The sequence below is a fragment of the Streptococcus sp. SV2 genome (assembly GCF_030440175.1).
Classification (GTDB): domain Bacteria; phylum Bacillota; class Bacilli; order Lactobacillales; family Streptococcaceae; genus Streptococcus; species Streptococcus raffinosi.
In genome coordinates this window covers 93,011-114,910 of the sequence record NZ_JAQFJQ010000001.1, presented here as the reverse complement: position 1 = coordinate 114,910, position 21,900 = coordinate 93,011, and the positions used below count along the sequence as shown (strand labels likewise).

Sequence of the window (21,900 nt, the reverse complement as noted above, 5' to 3'; positions counted from 1 at the left end):
AAACGTAATGAGGTGACTAAGATGTATCAAACAATTATTAAGGGTGACAAACCTTATCATTCCTTTTCAGAGGGTTACGGGGCACCTGTGGAACTTTTTGGCTATACTGAGGACGGGGAAACACCCATGAGTTTGGTGAATATTGCTTTGGCTTCTTGTGTGACCATGTGTTTACAGAGTTATTTTGCAAAGTTTCAGGGAAAGGATGAGCTTGCTATTCGGGTTGATTCTAGCTATGAAGAGGGTCATTTCAAGCTGAAGATACATTTGCCTGAGGACTTGGTTATCGAAAATGAGGATAAATTACTGGCTTTTGTGGATGAGTTTTGTCGTGTCAAGAAGCTCTTTCGTGAAGATATAGTGGTTGATATCAGCTTAGCCCCATAAGCTGATTATCCTTTACTAAGTTCGTGTTATACTAGTAAGTAAGGATAAGCTATTTGCTTTAAAGTGGAATAGACAATGATAGGAGGGCTTGCTATGCAAGACAAACTACATGAAATTCGAGTATTTGAGAATTTTCGAGAAGAACTGTTTGAAACTGGCCATGTCATCGTGACGACAAAGGTGGTTGAGAAGTCTCTAAATTATTTTGGCAACGCACATGGTGGTTATTTATTCACGCTTTGTGATCAGGTGGCTGGACTGGTGGCCATCTCAACAGGTGATTATGCAGTGACACTTCAGTCTAATATCAATTATCTAAAGGCTGGACATCTGTCTGATGACCTAAAGATTGAAGGGCTTTGTGTCCATAATGGTAAGTCTACCAAGGTGGTGGATGTCCTCGTCACTAACCAGGAGGAGAAAATCCTAACTAGGGCAACATTTACCATGTATGTGACAGGTGCAGTAGAAGATTAGAGAGGAAGAGCTTATGTCAGATTTTCAAACCATGGACGATTTTGCGGTCTTTGTCAATGACTACCTGACACCAGAACAAGTGATTGTCCAAGCTTATTCTTATGCTGCTGATCAGCAAGAACTGTCTCTTCTCGTGACTATTGATGACTATGAGATGATGTGTCGTTGGCATGTTGTTTGGACCTTCTCTGGCTTACACCAGGCCTTCTTTCAGTCTATGATGGATTCTGATAACGGTTTTTTCATTGATGCGAATAGCTTGGCGATGAAGGTACGTCTCAAGGATCAGGAGCTCTTGTTCCAAGCAAGTGCACTGGAAATGGTGGTTGTCGATTACCCAGATCCCCTCTATCGTTTGGCTGAAGTATCTTTTAACCAAGGCGGTCAGCGTTACACTTATCTTTGTGAAGATAAAAGTGTGGAGGTAGAGGATTGGGTGCTTGTTCCTATAGGTTCTGGTGATAAGGAAAAGCAAGCCTTTGTGGAAAAAATCTCCTATGCCTTAGCTGATGAGACGCCGATTCAGCCAACAGAGATGAAACAGGTTATTCAAAAACTTCATCTGGTGACTGTTCGTTATGATGTGGAAATTGTTAAAAAAGGCTTTTTGACGTTTTCAGGTCTGACTTTTGAAGGTGGAGAAATTGGCAAGCCGACGGAGCCTCTCTGGATTTCTTTTCTTGCAGAGCGAGACGATTTGGCCCTTACTACTTATGGGATTCGCATCACTGACGGAAGTCGAAAAACTTATGTCACTGCCTTGGCTGGTGAGGACGAGGCCTTGGAGATGATTGCCCTTGCACCGGCTAATTATGCAGTTTTTAAACTTAAGGGGCCGGCGACAGCAGCGGTCTGGGAGAGTTTTCAGCACGCCAAGAAACATTTTGATATTATTAACCAGCCTATGGTAGAGGTCTATCCACCAGGTAATCGTCAGGCTGAAGATTATGAGATGGAAGTTTGGATTCCGATAAAGGAGGATGTGTAGATGCGTCTGGACAAGTTTTTGGTTGACTGTGGTCTTGGCAGTCGTAGTCAAGTCAAGACTTATCTTAAGAAAAAGCAGGTGACCGTCAATGGTCAGGTGGAAACGTCTCCTAAGACTCAGATTGATGAGAAGAAGGACCAGATTGCTTATCAAGGTCAGGAACTAACACATGAGACCTTTGTTTACTATCTTTTGAATAAGCCAAAAGGTGTGATTTCGGCAACAGAAGATGCTCGTCATAAGACGGTTTTAGATTTACTGGATGAGACAGCTCGCCACAAGCAGGTTTTTCCAGTTGGTCGGTTGGATATTGATACTCATGGCCTGCTTCTATTGACCAACAATGGTGATTTGGCTCACGCTATGTTATCACCTAGAAAACATGTGGACAAGATTTATCAAGCTAAGGTAGCAGGTGTCATGGACGAAGCAGATATGCAAGCTTTTGAAAAGGGTATTGAGCTAAAAGACCACACTTGCCAACCAGCTAAATTAGAGATTTTGTCAGTAGATCAGGCAGCTAAAACGAGTACAGTTCAGATTACCATTGCCGAAGGTAAATTCCACCAAGTCAAGCGCATGGTAGCTGCTTGTGGTAAGGAAGTGACAGACTTGCAACGTTTGAGTATGGGATCTTTAGTTTTGCCAGATGATTTAGAAATTGGCACTTGGCGTCGATTGACTCAAGAGGAGTTAGACGGATTAAGCGTTTTTGGAATTCCTTTGGCTTAAGCTTAACAAACAGTTGCGAAATAGGTAGATTTTTGTTACCATTAAAATGATATACTAGAAGAAAAAAGAGGTAAATTCAAGTGGCATTTGGAGATAACGGACCACGTAAGAAATCATTCTTTGAACGTCTGACAATAGTTGTCGTTTTAATTATGTTATTAGTAACAGTTGGGGCATTGATTTTCCAAGCAGTCGCAGCTGTCCTTTAAGACGCTATTAAGCGTTTTTTTGTGTATGTCGGAAACTCATTGCTTTAAGATGAAATGAGGGCATGCAACATGTGTCAGAAAGAGAGAAAATAATAGATGAGTATGTTTTTAGATACGGCCAAGATCAGCGTCAAAGCAGGTCGTGGTGGCGATGGGATGGTTGCCTTCCGTCGTGAAAAATATGTGCCGAATGGCGGTCCTTGGGGCGGTGACGGCGGAAAGGGTGGCTCAGTCATTTTCAAAGTTGACGAAGGCTTGCGTACCCTTATGGATTTCCGTTATAACCGTAAGTTCAAGGCCAAGAACGGTGAAAAAGGGATGACCAAGGGAATGCATGGTCGTGGTGCCGAAGACCTGATTGTGAGTATTCCGCCAGGTACGACAGTGCGTGATGCTGAAACGGGCAAGGTTATTACTGACCTAGTCGAAGAAGGTCAAGAGTTTGTCATTGCTCATGGCGGTCGTGGCGGTCGTGGAAATATCCGTTTTGCGACGCCTCGTAACCCTGCACCTGAAATCGCTGAGAATGGTGAACCAGGTGAAGAACGTGAACTTCAGTTGGAACTGAAGATTTTGGCTGATGTTGGTTTGGTTGGTTTTCCATCTGTTGGTAAATCAACAATTCTTAGTGTGGTAACGGCAGCAAAACCAAAGATTGGTGCCTACCACTTTACGACGATTGTTCCTAACTTGGGAATGGTTCGTACTAAGTCAGGTGAGAGCTTTGCCATGGCTGACCTTCCGGGCTTGATTGAAGGGGCTAGTCAGGGTGTTGGTTTGGGGACACAGTTCCTTCGCCACATCGAGCGTACACGTGTTATCCTTCATGTGATTGATATGTCGGGAAGCGAGGGGCGTGATCCTTACGAAGATTACCTTCAAATTAACAAGGAATTGGAAACTTACAACCTGCGTTTGATGGAACGTCCGCAAATTATTGTTGCTAATAAGATGGACATGCCTGAGGCTGAGGAAAACTTGAAAGAGTTTAAGGAAAAATTGGCTGCTAATTACGATGAATTCGATGAGTTGCCACAAATTTTCCCAATTTCAAGTTTGGCTCATCAAGGTCTAGAGAACCTTTTGGAAGCGACCGCAGAACTTCTTGATCAAACAGATGAATTCTTACTTTATAGTGAAGAAGATATGGAACAAGAAGAAGTATACTATGGCTTTAACGAGGATGAACGTCCATTTGAAATTAGCCGTGATGACGATGCTTCATGGGTACTTTCTGGTGAAAAACTTGAAAAACTCTTTATCATGACAAACATGGAACGTGACGAATCAATTATGAAATTTGCACGTCAATTGCGTGGAATGGGAGTTGACGAAGCACTCCGTGAACGTGGGGCTAAGGATGGCGACATTGTTCGTATTGGTAACTTCGAATTTGAGTTTGTGGATTGACGTTGAAAGACTCTCTAAGTGCTAAAGCACTTGATAGTCTACGGCAGTCGCTATGGCGAACTGCCTATCAACCTCACTAACTACGTTAAGTCGGTAAAATCGACCGACTAACCTTCGTGTCGTGACCGTGCATGACTCACTAAGTGCCAAGCACTTGATAGTCTACGGCAGTCGCTATGGCGAACTGCCTATCAACCTCACTAACTGAGTTAAGTCGGTAAAAATCGACCGACTAACCTTCGTGTCGTGACCGTGTATGACTCTCTAAGTGCCAAGCACTTGATAGTCTACGGCAGTCGCTATGGCGAACTGCCTATCAACCTCACTAATTGAGTTAAGTCGGTAAAAATCGAATGGCTTTTTGAGGTGTGGTCAATACGAAGGAAATGTTGCTGAAAACAAAAAACTATTGAAAAAGAGGTTTACAATGGGAGATAAACCGATATCATTTAGGGACAAAGATGGGAACTTCGTTTCTGCGGCCGATGTATGGAATCCAAAGAAGCTTGAAGAGCTTTTCACTCGCTTAAATCCAAACCGTAAGCTCCGTCTTGAACGTGAGCGTCTGGCAAAAGAAGAAGCAGCGAAACACCCTGAATTACATGAAGAAACAGAGCAAGTCTAGCACTTGCTCTGTTTTTGTCTTCTCAAATTGTGGCAATCAAAAACAGCTACTCTAGTAAGAGTAACTGTTGTGATGATTAGGCGTTTAGAACCTTGTCTAAGAATTCTTTCAAACGTGGGTGTTGAGGGTTATCGAAGATTTGATCTGGTGTGCCATCTTCGAGGAACTCACCGTCTGCAGTAAAGATTACTCGGTTAGCAACTTGACGGGCAAATCCCATTTCGTGAGTAACGATAAGCATGGTCATTCCTTGTTGTGCTAACTCTTTCATAACGTCAAGAACGTCTCCGACCATTTCAGGGTCAAGAGCAGAAGTTGGTTCGTCAAAGAGCATGATGTCAGGATTCATGGCCAAACCACGGGCAATTGCCACACGTTGTTTTTGTCCACCTGACAAGCTACCTGGTGTCGCTTCAGCCTTGTCTTCAAGACCAACACGCTTCAACAAATCCATCGCTAATTTATCAGCTTCTTCCTTAGTCATGCGTCCAAGTTCAACAGGTGCGAATGTCACGTTTTCAAGTACTGACATGTGTGGGAAGAGGTTGAAGTGTTGGAAGACCATCCCGATGTTTTCACGGGCTTTGTCAACATTTGTCTTAGGATCTGATAATTCAAAACCATCCACAATTACTTTACCTGATGTAATTGTTTCAAGTAGATTGAGGGTACGAAGGAAGGTTGATTTACCAGAACCTGAAGGTCCGATGATACAAACAACATCGCCCTCGTAGAATTTGGCGTCAATGCCTTTAAGCACTTCATTGTCGCCATATGATTTGTGCAAGTCCTGCACATCGATTTTCAATTCAGCCATTATTTAAGTCTCTTTTCTAGTCGTTTAGCCAATTTCGTTAAGAATGTGATGATGACCAAGTAAAGGATGGCCAAGATAGCATACATACGGAATGATTGGTAGTTACGAGCAATAATGATTTTACCAGTTTGGAAGAGTTCGACCAAACCGATAGCTGATACGATAGTCGTATCCTTCAATGAGATAACAAATTGGTTGATGAAGTTTGGCAACATCAAGCGGACAGCCTGTGGCAAAATAACCTTACGCATGGTTGTATTGTAAGGAACACCCAAGCTTCGGCTGGCTTCCATTTGACCAATTGGCACAGCTTCAATACCACCACGCACAATTTCAGCAATGTAAGCACCACCATTAAGTGAGAGGGCGATAGTCGCTGCCACAAAGTCATTGATTGGTGATTGGTGACCAGTGATATTTTCAATCAAGTTTGGAATACCCCAATAGATGAAGGCTGCAACGATCATCAATGGGATACCACGGACAACGTCAACGAAGACTTGTGAAATCACACGAAGGGTCTTGTTTGGTGCAACTGCCATCATACCGAAGATGACACCGATAATCATGGCAATCGCAAATGAAAGAAGGGTCAATCCAATAGTGATACCAAGACCTTGAAGAAGTTGGTGGTAGTTGTTTTTAATTAAGCCAACAATTGTTGTTTCATCAACAGCTTTGGTTGAGCTCTTTTCTTTAGATTTGTTATTGTCAAGGTATTTGTTAATAATCTTATCGTAAGTACCGTCTTTAACAATAGCAGCCAAACCATTGTTGAACATTGTAATCAATTCAGGGTTAGTCCCTTTTTTAACAGCAAACCCAACTTCACCAGTAGAGATTCCCTTAATAGGTGTTTCAAAGTTACGTCCTTGTTGGATAGCGTAAAGAAGAACAGCTTCGTCATCCATAAGGGCATCGATTGAACCAGAGTTCAAGCTGTCATACATAGTAGAAGCTTCATCGTATGCACGAAGCGTGAAGCCATACTTATCGGCATTTTCTTCTAACCAAGAGTAAGAAGATGTTCCGTTTTTGGCACCAATAGTCTTACCTTTGAGATCTTCGTATTTCTTAACGTTAGAGCCTTTTTTCACAGCCAAACGAATGTTTGAAGTGTAGTAAGGATCTGAGAAATCAAAGATTTGTTTACGGGCATCCGTGATGGTCATACCAGCCAATACCGCATCGGCTTGGCTAGATTGAACGGCATTAAGGGATGCATCGAAACCAGGGTTGGTTAATTTGACATTGAAACCTTGGTTTTTAGCAATAGCATTGATGATGTCAACGTCAATACCAACATACTTACCAGAACCATTTTGATATTCAAATGGTGCAAATGATGAGTCCATTGAGATGGTGTAAGTTTCCTTGGCAGGAGTTGCTTTTGCATTAGCATCACCAGTCAATTTAAGATCTGCTGAAGGTTTTGAAGAAGATTTTGATGAGTTACCTAACCATTTTTTCATGATTTTGTCGTAGGTACCATCTTTCTTCATAGCTTTAAGAGCTTCGTTGAATTCCTTGATGAGGTATTCGTATTTGCCCCCTTTTTTCACAGCGAAGGCAAAGCTACCGATAGATTCAGGCTTAATATTGATGGCATAGTCTTTACCTTGACCAATAGCGTATTGAACAACAGGTGTGTCGTCCATGGCTGCATCAACGGAACCAGAATCCAAACTATTGTTCATCAAATCACTGGTGTCAAACGTTTTAACAGTGAAGCCATACTTGCTTGCGTTTTTATCAAGCCATGATTGGGCAGCAGTACCGTTTTTAACACCGACTGTTTTACCCTTCAATTGTTTGTAGTCACTGATTTTATCACTACTACGTGTGTAGATAACAATGGATGTGTCGTAATAAGTGTCTGAGAAAGTGAAGACCTTCTTACGGGCATCGGTAACAGTCGTACCAGCCATAAGAGCATCGGCCTGTCCTGCTTGTACCGCATTAACGGCTGCATCAAAACCAGGGTAGGTTTGGTTAACATCCCATTTTTCACGTTTGGCAACTTCGTTGATAATATCAACGTCGATACCCTTGTAGGTCTGATCAGAGTCTTTGAATTCAAATGGGGCATAGGCTGTATCTGAAACAACTGAAATCGTGCTAGCAGATGCTTTAGCTCCGAAAACAAAGAAAACTGACATGGCACTCAAAAAGAGTGTCAGAAGTTTTTTCTTCATTATAAAAAGTTCTCCTTTATAAAATACCTTCCTATTTTATCAAAAAAAGCCTTTGTTATCAAACTTTGAGAAGTTTGATGTTAGAAAATATAACAAGATTCGTCAATTATTAGAGCTATTTAAGAAGAAGTTGACAAGCCTATGTCAATTCGTTACACTGGAATCTAACACAAGTAAGGTTTGTAACAGGAGTTATTTAAATGAAAAAACGTATGCTTGAGAAATATACTAGACTATATGATAAAGTCCCAAGTTGGCTGATGATTATGCTCTCTTGCCTTATTGCTACTGGTTTTGTCCTTATAGGTGGACTGTTAGCAGGTTTTGTTGTAGGAATTCCGGTAGCCCTTGTCCTCTTTGTCATGATGCTAAATGGTAGTGTGCAACCGCAGGATATTAATGCAATCGCCTTTAAGTTATTCTCATCTGAGTATTTTGAACTGGGTGTTTTTGCCTTTACTGCTCTGATCGTCTTTTTCTGGGTCAAAGTTGTTGAAAAACGCTCCATACGTTCCCTTGGATTCTTTAGAGGCTCTATTTGGTGCCATATGCTCAAGGGCTGGGGATTTGGGACTCTACTCTTGTTAGTGAGTTTTCTCGGGACTTATTTACTTGGTGGTTTAGAATTTGTAAGAGTAGATTTTTCTCAGAGAACCCTCCTATATATACTATCCCTAATACCTTTCTGGTTTATCCAAGGTGGAACCGAGGAGCTAGTGACTCGTGGTTGGTTGCTTCAGACAGTTACTAATAAATTGAACCTTTCTTGGGGAATTGCTATTTCAAGTTCTCTCTTTTCAATGCTACACATGGGAAATCAAGGGGTTACCGCCTTGTCTCTTATCAGTATTGTTTTAGTAGGGGTTCTCATGGCCCTTTACATGCTCAAGACAGATAATATCTGGGGTGTCGCTGCCCTTCACGGTGCTTGGAACTTTGCGCAAGGAAATCTAGTTGGCGTGGCAGTTAGTGGACGGGATGCAGGCGGTAGCTTATTGCATTTTCAGGCCAGGTCAGGCGTTCCTGATTGGTTGTCAGGTGGAGCCTTTGGTCTAGAAGGAAATATCGTTACCTGTCTCGTTCTTCTGGTAGGTATCGTCATCCTCCGATTACAATTGAAAAAAGAAAATTTTTAAGGCTGAGTTCTAAAGACTCGGTCTTTTTACTTCTATGTTAAAATAGAAGAAACACTTGGAGGGGACAATATGATAGTTAAGCTTGATAGGGTCATGTTGAAATTGAAAATAGTGGTTGGCCTTATATTTTCCGTTTTGTCTTTATGGATTCTTTGTCCTGAGCTCATTAGAGGTTCTCTCCGTGAAAATCCAGTCAAGCAGTTCCTTGCTGTCATTGTTTTATTTTGGCTTTTATTTTCCATTATTCTTCTCATAGATGGTATCGTAAATCTCAAAGGTCATGGTAACCTCTTGGAACTTGATGACAATTTCTTGACCTACTACGGCCAAGCATTTGGACGGAAAACCTTTGACATTCCCTTATCCGAGATTGAATTTGTCAAGAAAGCTTGGACAACACGGATGGAGGATATTGAACGCTCTTCGACGGTGAGATATTCTTTGAAACGCATTGAGCATGTCTTCGACTATGATGCCGAAGTTGATGATAAAAAGAGGTACCAGGTTTTGCTTGTCTTCTTCAAAAATGGTGAGACAGCTGTTACCTATGATAAAAAGCTTGGTCATCAATCACGGAAGAAACGTGCCTATGTCGCTAAAATGCGAATGATTCAAATTCCGCTTACAAGTGGGGAAATTTTCTCCGACCAAGAGATGAATGATTACATAAATGAAAGGAAAAACCATGATAGATAGAAAAGAAGACAACCAATTTCATTTGGTTTCTAAATACGAACCTTCCGGGGACCAACCTCAGGCCATCGAAACCTTGGTTGATAATATTGAAGGTGGGGAGAAGGCTCAAATCCTAAAGGGAGCAACAGGGACAGGTAAGACCTATACCATGAGTCAGGTCATCCAGCGCGTGAATAAACCAACCTTGGTTATCGCCCACAATAAAACTTTGGCAGGTCAGCTTTATGGTGAGTTCAAAGAATTTTTCCCAGACAATGCTGTAGAATACTTCGTTTCCTACTACGATTTCTATCAGCCAGAGGCCTATGTGCCATCATCAGATACCTATATTGAAAAAGATAGCTCTGTCAATGACGAAATTGATAAGCTCCGTCACTCAGCAACATCAGCCCTATTGGAGCGCAATGATGTGATCGTTGTGGCTTCCGTCTCTTGTATTTACGGTTTGGGTTCGCCCAAAGAATATGCGGATTCAGCTGTCAGCCTGCGTCCTGGCCAAGAGATTTCTCGAGACAAGTTGCTCAATGACTTGGTTGATATTCAATTTGAGCGAAACGATATTGATTTTCAACGTGGGAAATTCCGTGTACGTGGCGATGTGGTCGAAATTTTTCCTGCCAGCCGTGACGAACATGCTTTTCGAGTGGAATTTTTCGGTGATGAGATTGACCGCATATGTGGGATTGAGAGTCTGACCGGACGTAATCTCGGTGAAGTTGAGCACCTTGTTCTTTTCCCGGCTACTCACTTTATGACCAATGAAGAGCATATGGAAGAAGCCATCAAGAATATTATGGCAGAGATGGAAGCTCAGGTTAAGCAATTTGAAGCCGAGGGAAAACTCATCGAGGCTCAACGTATCCGTCAACGGACAGAATACGATGTCGAAATGCTTCGTGAGATGGGTTACACCAACGGTGTCGAAAACTACTCACGCCACATGGATGGTCGTAAAGAAGGCGAGCCACCATTTACTCTACTTGATTTCTTCCCAGAAGATTTCCTCATTATGATTGATGAAAGCCACATGACCATGGGACAGATTAAGGGAATGTATAACGGGGACCAAGCTCGTAAGAAGATGTTGGTTGATTACGGTTTTCGTTTGCCATCGGCTCTTGATAACCGTCCCCTCCGACGTGAGGAATTCGAGAGTCATGTGCATCAGATTGTCTATGTTTCTGCTACCCCAGGTGACTATGAGATGGAGCAGACCGAGACTGTGGTTGAGCAAATCATCCGTCCGACAGGGCTTCTTGATCCAGAAGTCGAAGTGCGTCCAACCATGGGACAAATGGATGACCTCCTTGGTGAAATTAATGCCCGTACTGAAAAAGGCGAGCGTGTCTTCGTCACAACTTTGACTAAGAAGATGGCTGAAGACTTGACGGACTACCTCAAGGAAATGGGTGTCAAGGTCAAATACATGCACTCTGACATTAAGACCCTAGAGCGTACGGAGATTATCCGTGACTTGCGTCTAGGTGTCTTTGATGTCCTTATCGGGATTAACCTTCTCCGTGAGGGGATTGACGTTCCTGAAGTTAGTCTGGTTGCTATTTTGGATGCGGATAAGGAAGGTTTCCTTCGTAACGAACGTGGACTTATCCAAACAATTGGACGTGCTGCCCGAAATAGCGAAGGACACGTAATCATGTATGCGGATAAGATTACGGAGTCTATGCAGAAAGCCATGGATGAAACGGCTCGTCGTCGTGAAATCCAAATGGCCTATAATAAGGAGCATGGCATTGTTCCACAAACCATCAAGAAAGAAATTCGAGATCTTATTTCGATTACCAAGGCTAATGAAGCAGAAGTGGCTGAGGATACGGTGGACTACAGTGCCATGAATAAGAAAGAACGCCAAGAAGCCATCAAGAAACTTCAAAAACAAATGCACGAAGCAGCAGAATTGCTTGACTTTGAATTGGCGGCTCAAATCCGTGATATGGTGCTAGAGTTAAAGAGTATGGATTAATTGACATTTCAGACTTAGCCATTATTTAAGCAATCTACTGTATATGAAAGAAAGGAAATTTATGTCACGTTCACAAGCAACTATTTTGACCAATATGTGCCTCATTGAAGATGGTCATGGAAATATTGTCATGCAAATCCGTGATCCAAAACGTTATTCCTGGTCGGGAGCAGCCCTGCCCGGTGGTCATATCGAAGCACACGAGGGGCTAGTTGAGTCAGTTATCCGTGAGGTTAAGGAAGAAACTGGTCTGACCATCAAAAATCCTAAATTAGTTGGTATGAAGCATTGGTACACGACAGATGACGAGCGTTACCTGGTTTTTCTCTATAGAACTTCAGAATTTGAAGGAGAAATCCATTCAACAGAAGAGGGCGAAGTTCGCTGGGTTGCTAGGGAGGATGTGCCTAAGATGGACTTGGCTTATGACATGCTCAATCTGTTACGTGTCTTTGAAGAAGACCAGCTCTCAGAACTTTTCTATCGGGAGCGCCTTGAAGATGACTTCATCCGAGAATTTTGGTAATAAAATGAACTATTTATTCAAATGAATGAATAGTTTTTTATTATTTTTAAAACGATATGGAGAGCTTTAAAATAAAGGAAATTCCTAGTGATTAACAAGCAAAAAATTAATAAAAATAAAAATTATAATCAATAAAAGTCCATTTTTCCATTGACAAATGAATAATAATACATTATTATACTTACATAGTTAATAAATATAGAAAAGAGATTGATTATGAAAACATGGAAGAAACTTTTGTTGGGACTTACTGGAGTCTTTGCTTTGACGGCTTTAGCTGCTTGTTCGTCATCAAATAATACCTTGGACAAGGTCAAGGATAAGGGAACTTTGACAGTTGCTCTTAATCCCCACTTTGCTCCCTTTGAATTTAAAACCCTCCAAGATGGTAAAGATACTGTCGTTGGGGCAGATGTTGAAATTGCTAAGGCTATTGCTGATGAACTTGGTGTGAAAGTCAAATTCTCTGAAATGTCCTTTGACAATGTCCTAGCCAGCGTTCAGTCTGGTAAAGCAGATATTGCCATTTCTGGTATTTCAGCAACGAAAGAACGTCAGAAAACCTTTGATTTCTCAGATACTTACTATGAGTCTGAAACAGTTCTTGTCGTTAAAAAAGACGACACAGGAACTTATAAACAAACCAGCGACTTTGCTAAGAAATCTGTAGCTGTTCAAAAAGGTTCTATCCAAGAAAAAATTGCCAAATCTAATTTGTCAGATGCTAATGTCGTCGCTTTGTCACAACCTGGCGAAGCCATCAATGAATTGAAGTCTGGTCAAGTTAATGGTGTCGTTCTTGAAAAAGCTATTGCTCAAGGTTACGTGGAACAAAATAGTGACTTGGCTGTGTCAGACATTAAGCTCAAGTCAGATTCAAATGATGCTTATGCTGTAGCCATGCCTAAGGGAAGCGATAAACTAAAAGCTAAAGTCAACAAGGTGATTACTAAACTCAAAAAAGAAGGTAAAATTGATAGCTTTGTACAAGACGCTTACGCTCTCTCGCTAAAGAGTCCTACTAAATAAGGAGTAAACAATGAAGAAATTTTGGTTTGTACTCACGGCCTTAGTCGCAACTTGCGTCCTGGTCGCCTGTAGCGGAAGTCAGGGGGTGAAACCTCAAACGATTAAGGACAAGAAGAAAATTGTTGTCGCCACTGAATCAGAGTTTGCGCCTTTTGAATTCAAAACGCTCATTAATGGCAAGGACACTTTGGTCGGAGCAGATATCGAGTTGGCCAAGGCTATCGGAAAGAAATTAGGTGTCAAGGTCGAATTTTCCGTTATGTCCTTTGACAATGTCCTAGCCAGCGTTCAGTCTGGTAAAGCAGATATTGCCATTGCAGGAATCTCGGTAACAAACGAGCGTAAGAAAGTCTATGATTTTTCTGATAGCTATTACACCGCTGAAAATGTGGTTATTGTCAAGAAAGATAAGGTCAATGACTTTTCAAGCACTGATAGTCTAGCTAAACAAACCGTCGGTACTCAAAAAGGATCTGTTCAAGAAACAGTCGCTAAGAAACAAATTCCGAAAGCTAGCGTGGTTTCACTTGCTTCAAATGGTGAAATGATTAATGAACTCAAGTCAGGACAAATTCAGGCCGTTGTACTTGAAAAGGCTATTGCTGAGGGGTATATCTCTCAAAATGATGATTTGACCCTTGCCAACTTTAACCTCAAGTCAGACGGTTCAGATGCCTATGCAGTTGCAACACGTAAAGGCTCAGATGACTTACTTAAAGAAATTAACGCCGTCATCAAAGAGACTAAAAACTCAGGCAAATTTGACCAATGGCTAAAAGAAGCATCGACTTACAAACAAAGTAAGTAAAATGAAAAGAGTTTCTATGATGAATTGAATAAAAGTTCTTTTAGAAACTTTCCTTAGGTGATGCCGGACGTCAGCGAACTTCTTTGAAATTCCATGACTAGGTTTTGTACCTAAGATCTCAAAATTTCCAAGCACCTGAAACGAACACGTTTCAGGTGCTTTCATCACGGCGGAAAGTCTCATTTGATGCTTACTTTGCTAACTTAAGAGAGTTTTCAAAAATATTCTTAAATCTAAAATGGGGAATACCCCATTTTTTATTGAATTCTATGTTAAAAACAGGTATTATCAATGTAAGTCTGTCATAAATGACAATAAATAATGTAGTAAAGCAGAGCTTGAGATTAGCAAGGAGAGATAATGAAGCTACCACGTTTTGGTGTTGAAGAATGGCTTAATGTCCATGAAAAATCCGCCATTTATGATATTGCAGGTGTTTCGATTAAGGCCCTAACCCTAGAGGAATTATTTGACCTCTCAGGTATTGATAAGGACACTTTTTTTAACCAACTTTTAAGGAAAAAGATGGATTACGGCTGGATTGAAGGGTCACCAGAATTTAAGGCTCAGGTGTCAAGTTTGTACAAGAATATGCCAGTTGACAATATCCTCCAAACCAATGGGGCTACAGGTGCGACTATGCTTGCCCTCTATGCTCTGATTGAGCCTGAGGACCATGTCATCTCCATGTATCCAACTTATCAGCAGCTCTATGACATTCCTAAGTCACTAGGAGCAGATGTGGACCTCTGGGAGATTGAGGAGGACAATAACTGGTTGCCTGATTTGGACCAACTTCGCCGTCTGATTCGCCCAAATACCAAGATGATCTTCATTAACAATGCCAACAATCCTACTGGTGCCCTTATGGATACTGCTTACCTTGAGGAGCTTGTGACTATCGCTAAAGAAGTAGACGCCTATATCTTCTCAGATGAGGTCTATCGCAGTTTTGACCAACCTGCACCTTCTATTGTGGATTTGTATGAAAAGGGCATTGCCGTCAACAGTCTTTCAAAGACCTATTCGATTCCCGGTATTCGCGTGGGTTGGGTAGCTTCTAACACCGAGGTTGCGGACATTCTGCGTGACTACCGCGACTACACGATGATTTGTGCGGGTGTCTTTGATGATATGGTAGCTACCCTTGTCTTGGAAAATAAAGAGGCCATCTTGAAACGTAACCGTCAGATTGTAGAGGAAAATCTAGCTCTTATGGATGCCTGGATTGCTAAAGAACCTAAGGCGTCTTGGGTTAGGCCTGCTAGTGTTTCCACCTCTTTCGTCAAATTAGATGTAAATCGTCCTATCGAAGAATTTGCCTTAGAGCTTCTTCAGGACTATGGTGTTCTTGTGGTTCCAGGTAATCGTTTTGACAAGGAGTCCCATGTCCGCATCGGTTATTGTTGTGATAAGGAAGTCCTTCAAAAGGGCTTAGAAAAACTGTCGCAATTTCTTAATAAATGTTGACAATACCACTAATTTTAAGTAAAATAAACGAGCAAAAATTATATTTATACAGGAGTTTCTTATGAAAAAACTATTCCTTGGAGCCATGGCTCTCTTTGCTGCTGTTACTTTGGTAGCATGTGGGTCAAAAAAAGACGCTTACGAATCTATTAAAGAAAATAAAAAACTTATCGTAGCTGTTAGCCCTGACTATGCACCATTTGAGTTCAAAACATTGGTAGACGGTAAAGACCAAGTTGTCGGGTCAGACATCAAGTTGGCACAAGCTATTGCTGATGAACTTGGAGTTAAACTCGAAGTGACAACTATGAGCTTTGACAATGTCCTTTCTAGCCTTCAATCAGGTAAGGCTGATCTTGCTATCTCAGGTATCTCAGTAACAGCCGAACGTAAGAAAACCTTTGATTTCTCAGATCCTTACTATGAAACACAAAATGCTATCATCGTTCGTAAAGATCAAGAATCTACCTACTCAAGCCTTGATGCTTTCAAAGGTAAAAAAGTAGCCGTTCAAAAAGGTACTATCGAAGAAGGACTTACTAAGAAACAATTGAAGGATTCAACAGTCGTATCACTTACAGCAATGGGTGAAGCCATTAACGAGGTGAAATCTGGCCAAGTTGATGCTGTTGACCTTGAAAAACCAGTAGCAGAAGGTTACGTGGCACAAAATCCAGATTTGGCTTTGGCAAGTGTTGCCCTCAAAGTTGACGATGGTGATGCTAAAGCAGTTGCAATGGCTAAAGGCAATGACAAATTGAAAGAAGCAGTAAACAAGGTTATCAAGAAATTGAAAGATAATGGTACTTACGACGAGTACATCAAGGATGCTTCTAAATACACAGCAGTTGACTAAAATAGGAACTGGAGATGATTTCTCTAGTTAGCTTGAAGACCAAGTCTTCTTTTTGAGACTTTCCTTAGGTGAAGTTGGAACTTATCCTTTCCTAAGGAGGTTTCAAACCTAGAATCTCAAAACTACCAGCGCCTGAAACTATAGAAGTTTCAGGCGTTTTATCGTGGCAGAAAGTTGTGTTAATAATCTCCTTATTGGAGAAAGGAGTACACCAAGGTTTTTGAAGTGATACTTAGGTCATCTCACTATTTAAAATGCTCTGTATATGTATTGACTAGAGAAATTTTTATTATGCCTAAGGAAGTAAAAACCTATCTAGAATTTCAAAAGGTGGAAACCTAAAAGATATTTCTTGACAGACAAAGATGAGTTTTGTATACTTGAATAGAACGTGTAAAATGTTACATTATCTTGAGGAGGTGAATTCAATGTCAAAAACAGTTGTTCGTAAAAACGAATCACTTGACGACGCTCTTCGTCGTTTCAAACGTTCTGTGACTAAAGCTGGTACTCTTCAAGAGGCTCGTAAACGTGAACATTACGAAAAACCTTCTGTAAAACGTAAACGTAAATCAGAAGCAGCTCGCAAACGTAAAAAATTCTAATTAAGAATGATTCTATAGCAAAAAAGCTTGAGTATTTTCTCAAGTTTTTTTCTGTTTTAGCGAATAGATAAGACAGTTGGTTTTACTAAAACGAAAAAGATGTCTAATAATTATCAGACATCTTAGTTTCATATGCTTTTAGTTAAACAAATAGAGATTATTTGTTTGCAAGAAGGTCGCGGATTTCAGCGAGCAATTCTTCTTGTGATGGACCAGCATTTTCAGCAGCTTCTTTAGCGGCTTTATTGCTAAGAGCAGTTGCTTTACCAGCAGCTTTAACAACGAAGAAGAGAGTAGTACCAACGATGATGAAGTTGATGACTGCGCTCAAGAAGCTACCGTATGCGATACCGTTCCATGACAATTTAGAAAGGTTTTCAACGTTAGCAGCCTTAACAACTGGGTTAAGGATAAGTGGTGTGATGATATCACCAACAAGTGAAGTAATGATAGCGTTGAAAGCAGCCCCCATAACAACGGCTACAGCAAGGTCAAGGACATTCCCCTTGAACAAAAAGTCTTTAAGTTCTTTAATCATTTTGACAATGATTCCTTTCTTTTATTTACTTTTAATAGTTTATCCGATTTTGTATATCTTGACAAGGGATTTGCTCAGAAAAATCATTTTTATTTTACTTTCATTTTTCATCATGCTATAATTAAGGGTAATGCAATTATGGTAAGATAGGGGGCGAGTAGATGGCAATTGACAAAGCTTTAATAGAAGATATTAAGAGCAGCACCAATATCGTTGACGTGATTGGTGAAGTTGTCAGTCTAAATCGAGCAGGTCGCAATTACCTCGGACTTTGCCCCTTCCATAAGGAGAAAACCCCCTCATTTAATGTTATTGAGGACAGGCAGTTTTACCATTGCTTTGGTTGTGGAAAGTCTGGAGATGTCTTTAAATTTTTGGAAGAATACCGTCAGATTTCTTTCCAAGAAAGTGTCAAAGTTCTGGCAGATCGCTTAGGTATCGCAGTTACTATAGATACCCCAAGGCAAGCCCAACAGCAGCATTCTCCAAATCAAGCTTTTTATGATCTTCATGAGGATGCTCTCAAATTCTATCATGCCGTACTGATGACGACTAAGATAGGAGAGGCGGCGCGTGCTTATCTTTATGAGCGTGGCATGACTGACGATTTACTTAAGGCCTTTCAGATTGGTCTATCCCCTGACGAACCAGATTATCTCTATCAGTCTGTTTCCAAAAAATACGACGAAGAGGTGCTGACAGAATCAGGTCTTTTTAATCTTTCTGAAAGTAATCGTATTTTCGATACCTTTAAAAATCGAATCATGTTTCCGCTCAAAAATGAATTCGGTAAGACAATAGGTTTTTCAGGTCGTGTTTGGACTAAGGAAGCTATTGAACAAGGGCAAGCTAAGTACAAAAATACCAGAGCTACTCGCATTTTCAATAAATCCTATGAACTCTACCACTTAGATAAGGCTAAGCCAGTGATTCAGAAGACTCATGAAGTCTATTTGATGGAGGGCTTCATGGATGTTATTGCTGCTTATAGGGCTGGGCAGGTCAATGCCGTAGCTTCTATGGGAACGGCTCTGACGCCTGAACATGTCAATCGTCTTCGAAAATTAACCAAGAAGATTGTTCTGACTTATGATGGGGATAAGGCTGGGCAAAATGCTATCGCCAAGTCTCTGGAGCTTTTGTCGGACTTTCAGGTCGATATTGTTAAAATACCAGACAATATGGACCCTGATGAGTACCTTCAAGAAACATCTGAAGAGGCTTTGGGCAAACTGTTGGTCGAGTCTCGCATCTCAGATGTGGAATTTTGGATTGGCCAACTTAAGCCTGCTAATGTAGATAATCTTCAAGCAGAGATTGCTTATGTTGAGCAGATTGCAAAGATTATTGCCAAGTCACCATCTGTGACGGCGCAAAATTCTTACATTTCTAAGGTGGCTGACTTACTGCCTGACTTTGACTTTTTCCAAGTTGAGCAAGCAGTTAACAACGAGCGCCTGGCCTTGAGAAATCAGCAGACGGCTCAATTATCGGCTGCCGGCAATAGTAGTTATGAGTCTTCTGCGTCAGGATTTAAAGGAACGGTTAAGCTACCATCTACGCCTAAGATTACAGGCCTCCGTCGGGCGGAAAATCAACTCTTCCATCGCATGCTTAATCATCCTATGATCTTGAATGATTACCGGATGCGGGATGATTTTTTCTTCCAGACAGCCGAGCTAGAGGAGCTTTATCAGGTTCTTAAGCAGGATGGTCAGATTGACACGGTAGCTTTGTCTGTGCTTCCTCAAGAGGTACAAACAGCCTATTATCAGGTTTTAGAGGAGATTTTGCCACCTGAAACCAGTTTAGAAGAAGTCCAGGCTATTGAAGAGCGTAGAAATCATTTTCTGAGGGAACTGGACTTTCGTAAGCAAAGTAAACAAATAAGAGAATCAAGTAACCATGGTGATGTGGATGCAGCGGTGGAAGCCCTGCAGATGCTTATCGCCCAAAAACGAGATATGGAGTAACACATGGCAAAGAAAAAACAAAATACAGCATTTAACGTTCAAGTCGCTGATTTCATTCGTAACCACAAAAAAGCAGGTACAGCAATTGATGATGAAGTCACAGAAAAACTGGTTATCCCATTTGTTCTTGATGCTGACGGTATTGATGACCTTTTGGAACGTTTGACAGACGGTGGTATCTCTATCACTGATAAGGATGGAAACCCTTCATCTAAATATGTTGTTGAAGCACCAAAGCCAGAGGAATTGACAGACGAGGAGCTTCTTGGTTCAAACTCAGCTAAGGTCAATGACCCTGTTCGTATGTACCTCAAAGAAATTGGGGTAGTCCCTCTTTTGAGTAATGAAGAGGAAAAAGAATTGGCTATCGCTGTCGAAAATGGTGACTTGGAAGCTAAACAACGTTTGGCAGAAGCCAACCTTCGTTTGGTCGTCTCAATCGCTAAACGTTATGTGGGACGTGGTATGCAATTCTTGGACTTGATTCAAGAAGGTAACATGGGGCTTATGAAAGCCGTTGATAAATTTGATTACTCTAAAGGTTTCAAATTCTCAACTTATGCGACATGGTGGATCCGTCAAGCTATCACACGTGCCATCGCAGACCAAGCACGTACCATCCGTATCCCAGTTCACATGGTTGAAACCATCAATAAATTGGTCCGTGAGCAACGTAATCTTTTGCAAGAGTTGGGCCAAGACCCTACACCTGAACAAATTGCAGAGCGCATGGGTATGACACCAGATAAAGTCCGTGAAATCCTCAAAATCGCTCAAGAACCAGTCTCACTTGAAACACCTATTGGTGAAGAAGATGACAGTCATTTGGGTGACTTTATCGAAGATGAAGTTATTGAAAATCCAGTCGATTACACGACTCGTGTCGTTCTTCGTGAACAATTGGATGAAGTCCTTGATACTTTGACAGACCGTGAAGAAAACGTTCTTCGTCTCCGTTTTGGTCTTGATGATGGGAAAATGCGTACTTTAGAAGATGTTGGTAAAGTCTTCAATGTTACTCGTGAACGTATTCGTCAGATTGAAGCGAAAGCCCTTCGTAAATTGCGCCATCCAAGCCGCAGTAAACAGCTTAAAGACTTTATTGAAGACTAAGAGAGTAAAATGGAGTAGGGCCTGATGTAGGGCCCTGATTTTGGAGGAAAAACTATGTCTGAAGTGACCTATACTGAAGCAGAAATTGAAAAAATCAAAGACCGTATCTTGGAAGCCCTGGAAATGGTTATCGACCCAGAACTAGGGATTGATATTGTTAACTTAGGTCTTATATACGACATCCGTTTTGAGCAGGATGGTTCCACTGAGATTGATATGACCTTGACAACGATAGGTTGTCCCTTGGCAGATCTTTTGACAGACCAAATTCATGATGCCATGAAAGAGGTGCCAGAAGTCACTAAGACTGAAGTGAAGTTGGTCTGGACACCAGCTTGGTCTGTAGAAAAAATGAGCCGTTATGCCCGTATCGCTCTAGGTATTCGTTAGGAGAACGTTTATGAAAACACTGGCTATCGTTGTCCCCTGTTATAACGAAGAAGAGACTATTCATCCATTTTTAGAAGCTTGTCAGGCTGTTGAAAAGCAGATAGCCAATCAACTAGCGTTTAACTATTACTTTGTGAATGATGGTTCTAAGGATAAAACTTTAGAGGTATTGAGACAGGTTTCAAAGCAATTTGAAAATGTTCACTATCTATCTTTCTCACGTAATTTTGGTAAGGAAGCTGGCTTGCTTGCAGGCCTTGAAGCAGCTCAGGGAGACTATGTGACAGTTATGGATGCTGACCTTCAGGATCCGCCTGAACTGCTTATTGAGATGTATGCCAAGATTCAAGAAGGTTATGATGTTGTTGGGACTCGTCGTGCTGACCGTAAGGGAGAGCCTCCGATTCGTTCCATCTTTGCCAAGACTTTCTATTGGCTAATTAACAAAGTTTCTGACACCGAGATGGTTGATGGCGCACGTGATTTTCGTTTGATGACTCGCCAGGTTGTTGATGCTATCCTAGAACTCAAAGAGGTCAATCGTTTTTCAAAGGGACTCTTTTCTTGGGTCGGTTTTGATGTGGCCTATGTTTCTTATGAAAATCGTGAACGTGTGGCTGGAGAAACCTCTTGGTCTTTCTGGAAACTATTGAATTACTCTTTAGATGGTTTTATCAACTTTTCAGAAGTTCCTTTGAAACTAGCTACATGGGCAGGAACCTTCTCATTCTTGATTTCTTTGGTTGGAATTGTTTTCGTCATTATCAGAAAGTTGACCATTGGTGGAAGCGTAGCTGGTTGGGCGAGTCTTGTCTCTATTATCCTCTTTATCGGAGGTATTCAGCTCTTAGCGCTTGGTATCATCGGTCACTACATTTCCAAGATTTTCTTAGAAACTAAGAAACGACCAGTGTATATAGTTAAGGAGAAGGGTTGAAA

23 protein-coding genes are annotated in these 21,900 nt (G+C 41.3%); 20 read left to right on the top strand and 3 right to left on the bottom strand.

Annotated features, from left to right (window positions below):
• The first annotated feature begins 21 nt into the window (after positions 1–21).
• From PCY14_RS00470 to PCY14_RS00440, 7 genes are all read left to right on the top strand, one after another.
• Positions 22–387, top strand: coding sequence for an OsmC family protein (locus PCY14_RS00470; RefSeq protein ID WP_021146260.1), 366 nt, complete (start codon positions 22–24; stop codon positions 385–387).
• A 93-nt stretch (positions 388–480) separates the two neighbouring features.
• Positions 481–864 carry a PaaI family thioesterase gene (locus PCY14_RS00465; protein ID WP_008535228.1) on the top strand — a complete coding sequence of 128 codons (384 nt, stop codon included), beginning with the start codon at positions 481–483 and terminating at the stop codon, positions 862–864.
• Positions 865–877: 13 nt separating this feature from the next.
• On the top strand, positions 878–1,852 hold the full coding sequence (locus tag PCY14_RS00460) for a GyrI-like domain-containing protein (protein ID WP_301363031.1): 975 nt from the start codon (positions 878–880) through the stop codon (positions 1,850–1,852).
• Positions 1,853–2,584: a pseudouridine synthase gene (locus PCY14_RS00455; protein WP_021146257.1), complete on the top strand. Its 732-nt coding sequence runs from the start codon at positions 1,853–1,855 to the stop codon at positions 2,582–2,584. It abuts the gene before it with no gap.
• Positions 2,585–2,664: 80 nt separating this feature from the next.
• Positions 2,665–2,793, top strand: coding sequence for a DUF4044 domain-containing protein (locus tag PCY14_RS00450; protein ID WP_021146256.1), 129 nt, complete (start codon positions 2,665–2,667; stop codon positions 2,791–2,793).
• 96 nt (positions 2,794–2,889) lie between these two features.
• On the top strand, positions 2,890–4,203 hold the full coding sequence (obgE, locus tag PCY14_RS00445) for a GTPase ObgE (protein WP_021146255.1): 1,314 nt from the start codon (positions 2,890–2,892) through the stop codon (positions 4,201–4,203).
• A gap of 427 nt (positions 4,204–4,630) precedes the next feature.
• The gene (locus PCY14_RS00440; RefSeq protein ID WP_008535221.1) at positions 4,631–4,828 is read left to right on the top strand and encodes a hypothetical protein; all 198 of its coding nucleotides are present in this window, start codon (positions 4,631–4,633) and stop codon (positions 4,826–4,828) included.
• A 76-nt stretch (positions 4,829–4,904) separates the two neighbouring features.
• Here PCY14_RS00440 and PCY14_RS00435 read toward each other — a convergent pair whose 3' ends face one another.
• Positions 4,905–5,645 carry an amino acid ABC transporter ATP-binding protein gene (locus PCY14_RS00435; RefSeq protein ID WP_164376304.1) on the bottom strand — a complete coding sequence of 247 codons (741 nt, stop codon included), beginning with the start codon at positions 5,643–5,645 and terminating at the stop codon, positions 4,905–4,907.
• The gene (locus PCY14_RS00430) at positions 5,645–7,840 is read right to left on the bottom strand and encodes an ABC transporter substrate-binding protein/permease (protein WP_002889451.1); all 2,196 of its coding nucleotides are present in this window, start codon (positions 7,838–7,840) and stop codon (positions 5,645–5,647) included. The genes PCY14_RS00435 and PCY14_RS00430 overlap by 1 nt, the downstream gene beginning before the upstream one ends.
• Positions 7,841–8,040: 200 nt before the next feature.
• On the opposite strand from PCY14_RS00430, the gene PCY14_RS00425 reads away from it, so the two are divergent.
• From PCY14_RS00425 to rpsU, 9 genes are all read left to right on the top strand, one after another.
• Positions 8,041–8,976, top strand: a complete 936-nt coding sequence (locus PCY14_RS00425; RefSeq protein ID WP_008535219.1) for a CPBP family intramembrane glutamic endopeptidase — start codon at positions 8,041–8,043, stop codon at positions 8,974–8,976.
• Positions 8,977–9,045: 69 nt separating this feature from the next.
• Positions 9,046–9,672 carry a hypothetical protein gene (locus PCY14_RS00420; RefSeq protein WP_008535218.1) on the top strand — a complete coding sequence of 209 codons (627 nt, stop codon included), beginning with the start codon at positions 9,046–9,048 and terminating at the stop codon, positions 9,670–9,672.
• Positions 9,662–11,653, top strand: coding sequence for an excinuclease ABC subunit UvrB (uvrB, locus tag PCY14_RS00415; RefSeq protein WP_301363028.1), 1,992 nt, complete (start codon positions 9,662–9,664; stop codon positions 11,651–11,653). The genes PCY14_RS00420 and uvrB overlap by 11 nt, the downstream gene beginning before the upstream one ends.
• Before the next feature lie 61 nt (positions 11,654–11,714).
• On the top strand, positions 11,715–12,179 hold the full coding sequence (locus tag PCY14_RS00410) for an 8-oxo-dGTP diphosphatase (protein WP_301363027.1): 465 nt from the start codon (positions 11,715–11,717) through the stop codon (positions 12,177–12,179).
• A 216-nt stretch (positions 12,180–12,395) separates the two neighbouring features.
• Positions 12,396–13,208, top strand: a complete 813-nt coding sequence (locus PCY14_RS00405; protein WP_008535213.1) for a transporter substrate-binding domain-containing protein — start codon at positions 12,396–12,398, stop codon at positions 13,206–13,208.
• 10 nt (positions 13,209–13,218) lie between these two features.
• A complete protein-coding gene (locus tag PCY14_RS00400; protein WP_301363025.1) occupies positions 13,219–14,016 on the top strand; it encodes a transporter substrate-binding domain-containing protein in 798 nt (265 codons plus the stop codon).
• Between the two features lie 360 nt (positions 14,017–14,376).
• The gene (locus PCY14_RS00395; protein ID WP_301363024.1) at positions 14,377–15,486 is read left to right on the top strand and encodes an aminotransferase; all 1,110 of its coding nucleotides are present in this window, start codon (positions 14,377–14,379) and stop codon (positions 15,484–15,486) included.
• A 61-nt stretch (positions 15,487–15,547) separates the two neighbouring features.
• On the top strand, positions 15,548–16,342 hold the full coding sequence (locus PCY14_RS00390) for an ABC transporter substrate-binding protein (protein WP_301363022.1): 795 nt from the start codon (positions 15,548–15,550) through the stop codon (positions 16,340–16,342).
• A 428-nt stretch (positions 16,343–16,770) separates the two neighbouring features.
• Positions 16,771–16,947 (top strand): 30S ribosomal protein S21, encoded by a 177-nt coding sequence (rpsU, locus tag PCY14_RS00385; RefSeq protein ID WP_002884573.1) that lies wholly within the window; start codon positions 16,771–16,773, stop codon positions 16,945–16,947.
• A 157-nt stretch (positions 16,948–17,104) separates the two neighbouring features.
• Here the strand turns inward: rpsU and mscL are convergent, their stop codons facing one another.
• The gene (gene mscL / locus PCY14_RS00380) at positions 17,105–17,485 is read right to left on the bottom strand and encodes a large conductance mechanosensitive channel protein MscL (RefSeq protein WP_164376308.1); all 381 of its coding nucleotides are present in this window, start codon (positions 17,483–17,485) and stop codon (positions 17,105–17,107) included.
• Between the two features lie 161 nt (positions 17,486–17,646).
• Between mscL and dnaG the strand changes: the two genes are divergently transcribed.
• The 4 genes from dnaG to PCY14_RS00360 are packed head-to-tail and all read left to right on the top strand — an operon-like array spanning position 17,647 to position 21,898.
• A complete protein-coding gene (gene dnaG, locus PCY14_RS00375) occupies positions 17,647–19,458 on the top strand; it encodes a DNA primase (protein ID WP_301363021.1) in 1,812 nt (603 codons plus the stop codon).
• Positions 19,459–19,461: 3 nt separating this feature from the next.
• Positions 19,462–20,571, top strand: coding sequence for an RNA polymerase sigma factor RpoD (rpoD, locus tag PCY14_RS00370; RefSeq protein ID WP_008535195.1), 1,110 nt, complete (start codon positions 19,462–19,464; stop codon positions 20,569–20,571).
• Positions 20,572–20,625: 54 nt separating this feature from the next.
• Entirely contained in the window at positions 20,626–20,961 is a 336-nt protein-coding gene (locus PCY14_RS00365; protein WP_008535193.1) for a metal-sulfur cluster assembly factor, read from the top strand.
• Positions 20,962–20,971: 10 nt separating this feature from the next.
• On the top strand, positions 20,972–21,898 hold the full coding sequence (locus tag PCY14_RS00360) for a glycosyltransferase family 2 protein (RefSeq protein WP_021146241.1): 927 nt from the start codon (positions 20,972–20,974) through the stop codon (positions 21,896–21,898).
• Positions 21,899–21,900: the final 2 nt, after the last annotated feature.

Coding starts and splice junctions, on each gene's coding strand:
- PCY14_RS00470 (WP_021146260.1), top strand. CDS start 22: ATGTATCAAACAATTATTAAGGGTGACAAACCTTATCATTCCTTTTCA.
- PCY14_RS00465 (WP_008535228.1), top strand. CDS start 481: ATGCAAGACAAACTACATGAAATTCGAGTATTTGAGAATTTTCGAGAA.
- PCY14_RS00460 (WP_301363031.1), top strand. CDS start 878: ATGTCAGATTTTCAAACCATGGACGATTTTGCGGTCTTTGTCAATGAC.
- PCY14_RS00455 (WP_021146257.1), top strand. CDS start 1,853: ATGCGTCTGGACAAGTTTTTGGTTGACTGTGGTCTTGGCAGTCGTAGT.
- obgE (WP_021146255.1), top strand. CDS start 2,890: ATGAGTATGTTTTTAGATACGGCCAAGATCAGCGTCAAAGCAGGTCGT.
- PCY14_RS00440 (WP_008535221.1), top strand. CDS start 4,631: ATGGGAGATAAACCGATATCATTTAGGGACAAAGATGGGAACTTCGTT.
- PCY14_RS00435 (WP_164376304.1), bottom strand. CDS start 5,645: ATGGCTGAATTGAAAATCGATGTGCAGGACTTGCACAAATCATATGGC.
- PCY14_RS00430 (WP_002889451.1), bottom strand. CDS start 7,840: ATGAAGAAAAAACTTCTGACACTCTTTTTGAGTGCCATGTCAGTTTTC.
- PCY14_RS00425 (WP_008535219.1), top strand. CDS start 8,041: ATGAAAAAACGTATGCTTGAGAAATATACTAGACTATATGATAAAGTC.
- PCY14_RS00420 (WP_008535218.1), top strand. CDS start 9,046: ATGATAGTTAAGCTTGATAGGGTCATGTTGAAATTGAAAATAGTGGTT.
- uvrB (WP_301363028.1), top strand. CDS start 9,662: ATGATAGATAGAAAAGAAGACAACCAATTTCATTTGGTTTCTAAATAC.
- PCY14_RS00410 (WP_301363027.1), top strand. CDS start 11,715: ATGTCACGTTCACAAGCAACTATTTTGACCAATATGTGCCTCATTGAA.
- PCY14_RS00405 (WP_008535213.1), top strand. CDS start 12,396: ATGAAAACATGGAAGAAACTTTTGTTGGGACTTACTGGAGTCTTTGCT.
- PCY14_RS00400 (WP_301363025.1), top strand. CDS start 13,219: ATGAAGAAATTTTGGTTTGTACTCACGGCCTTAGTCGCAACTTGCGTC.
- PCY14_RS00395 (WP_301363024.1), top strand. CDS start 14,377: ATGAAGCTACCACGTTTTGGTGTTGAAGAATGGCTTAATGTCCATGAA.
- PCY14_RS00390 (WP_301363022.1), top strand. CDS start 15,548: ATGAAAAAACTATTCCTTGGAGCCATGGCTCTCTTTGCTGCTGTTACT.
- rpsU (WP_002884573.1), top strand. CDS start 16,771: ATGTCAAAAACAGTTGTTCGTAAAAACGAATCACTTGACGACGCTCTT.
- mscL (WP_164376308.1), bottom strand. CDS start 17,485: ATGATTAAAGAACTTAAAGACTTTTTGTTCAAGGGGAATGTCCTTGAC.
- dnaG (WP_301363021.1), top strand. CDS start 17,647: ATGGCAATTGACAAAGCTTTAATAGAAGATATTAAGAGCAGCACCAAT.
- rpoD (WP_008535195.1), top strand. CDS start 19,462: ATGGCAAAGAAAAAACAAAATACAGCATTTAACGTTCAAGTCGCTGAT.
- PCY14_RS00365 (WP_008535193.1), top strand. CDS start 20,626: ATGTCTGAAGTGACCTATACTGAAGCAGAAATTGAAAAAATCAAAGAC.
- PCY14_RS00360 (WP_021146241.1), top strand. CDS start 20,972: ATGAAAACACTGGCTATCGTTGTCCCCTGTTATAACGAAGAAGAGACT.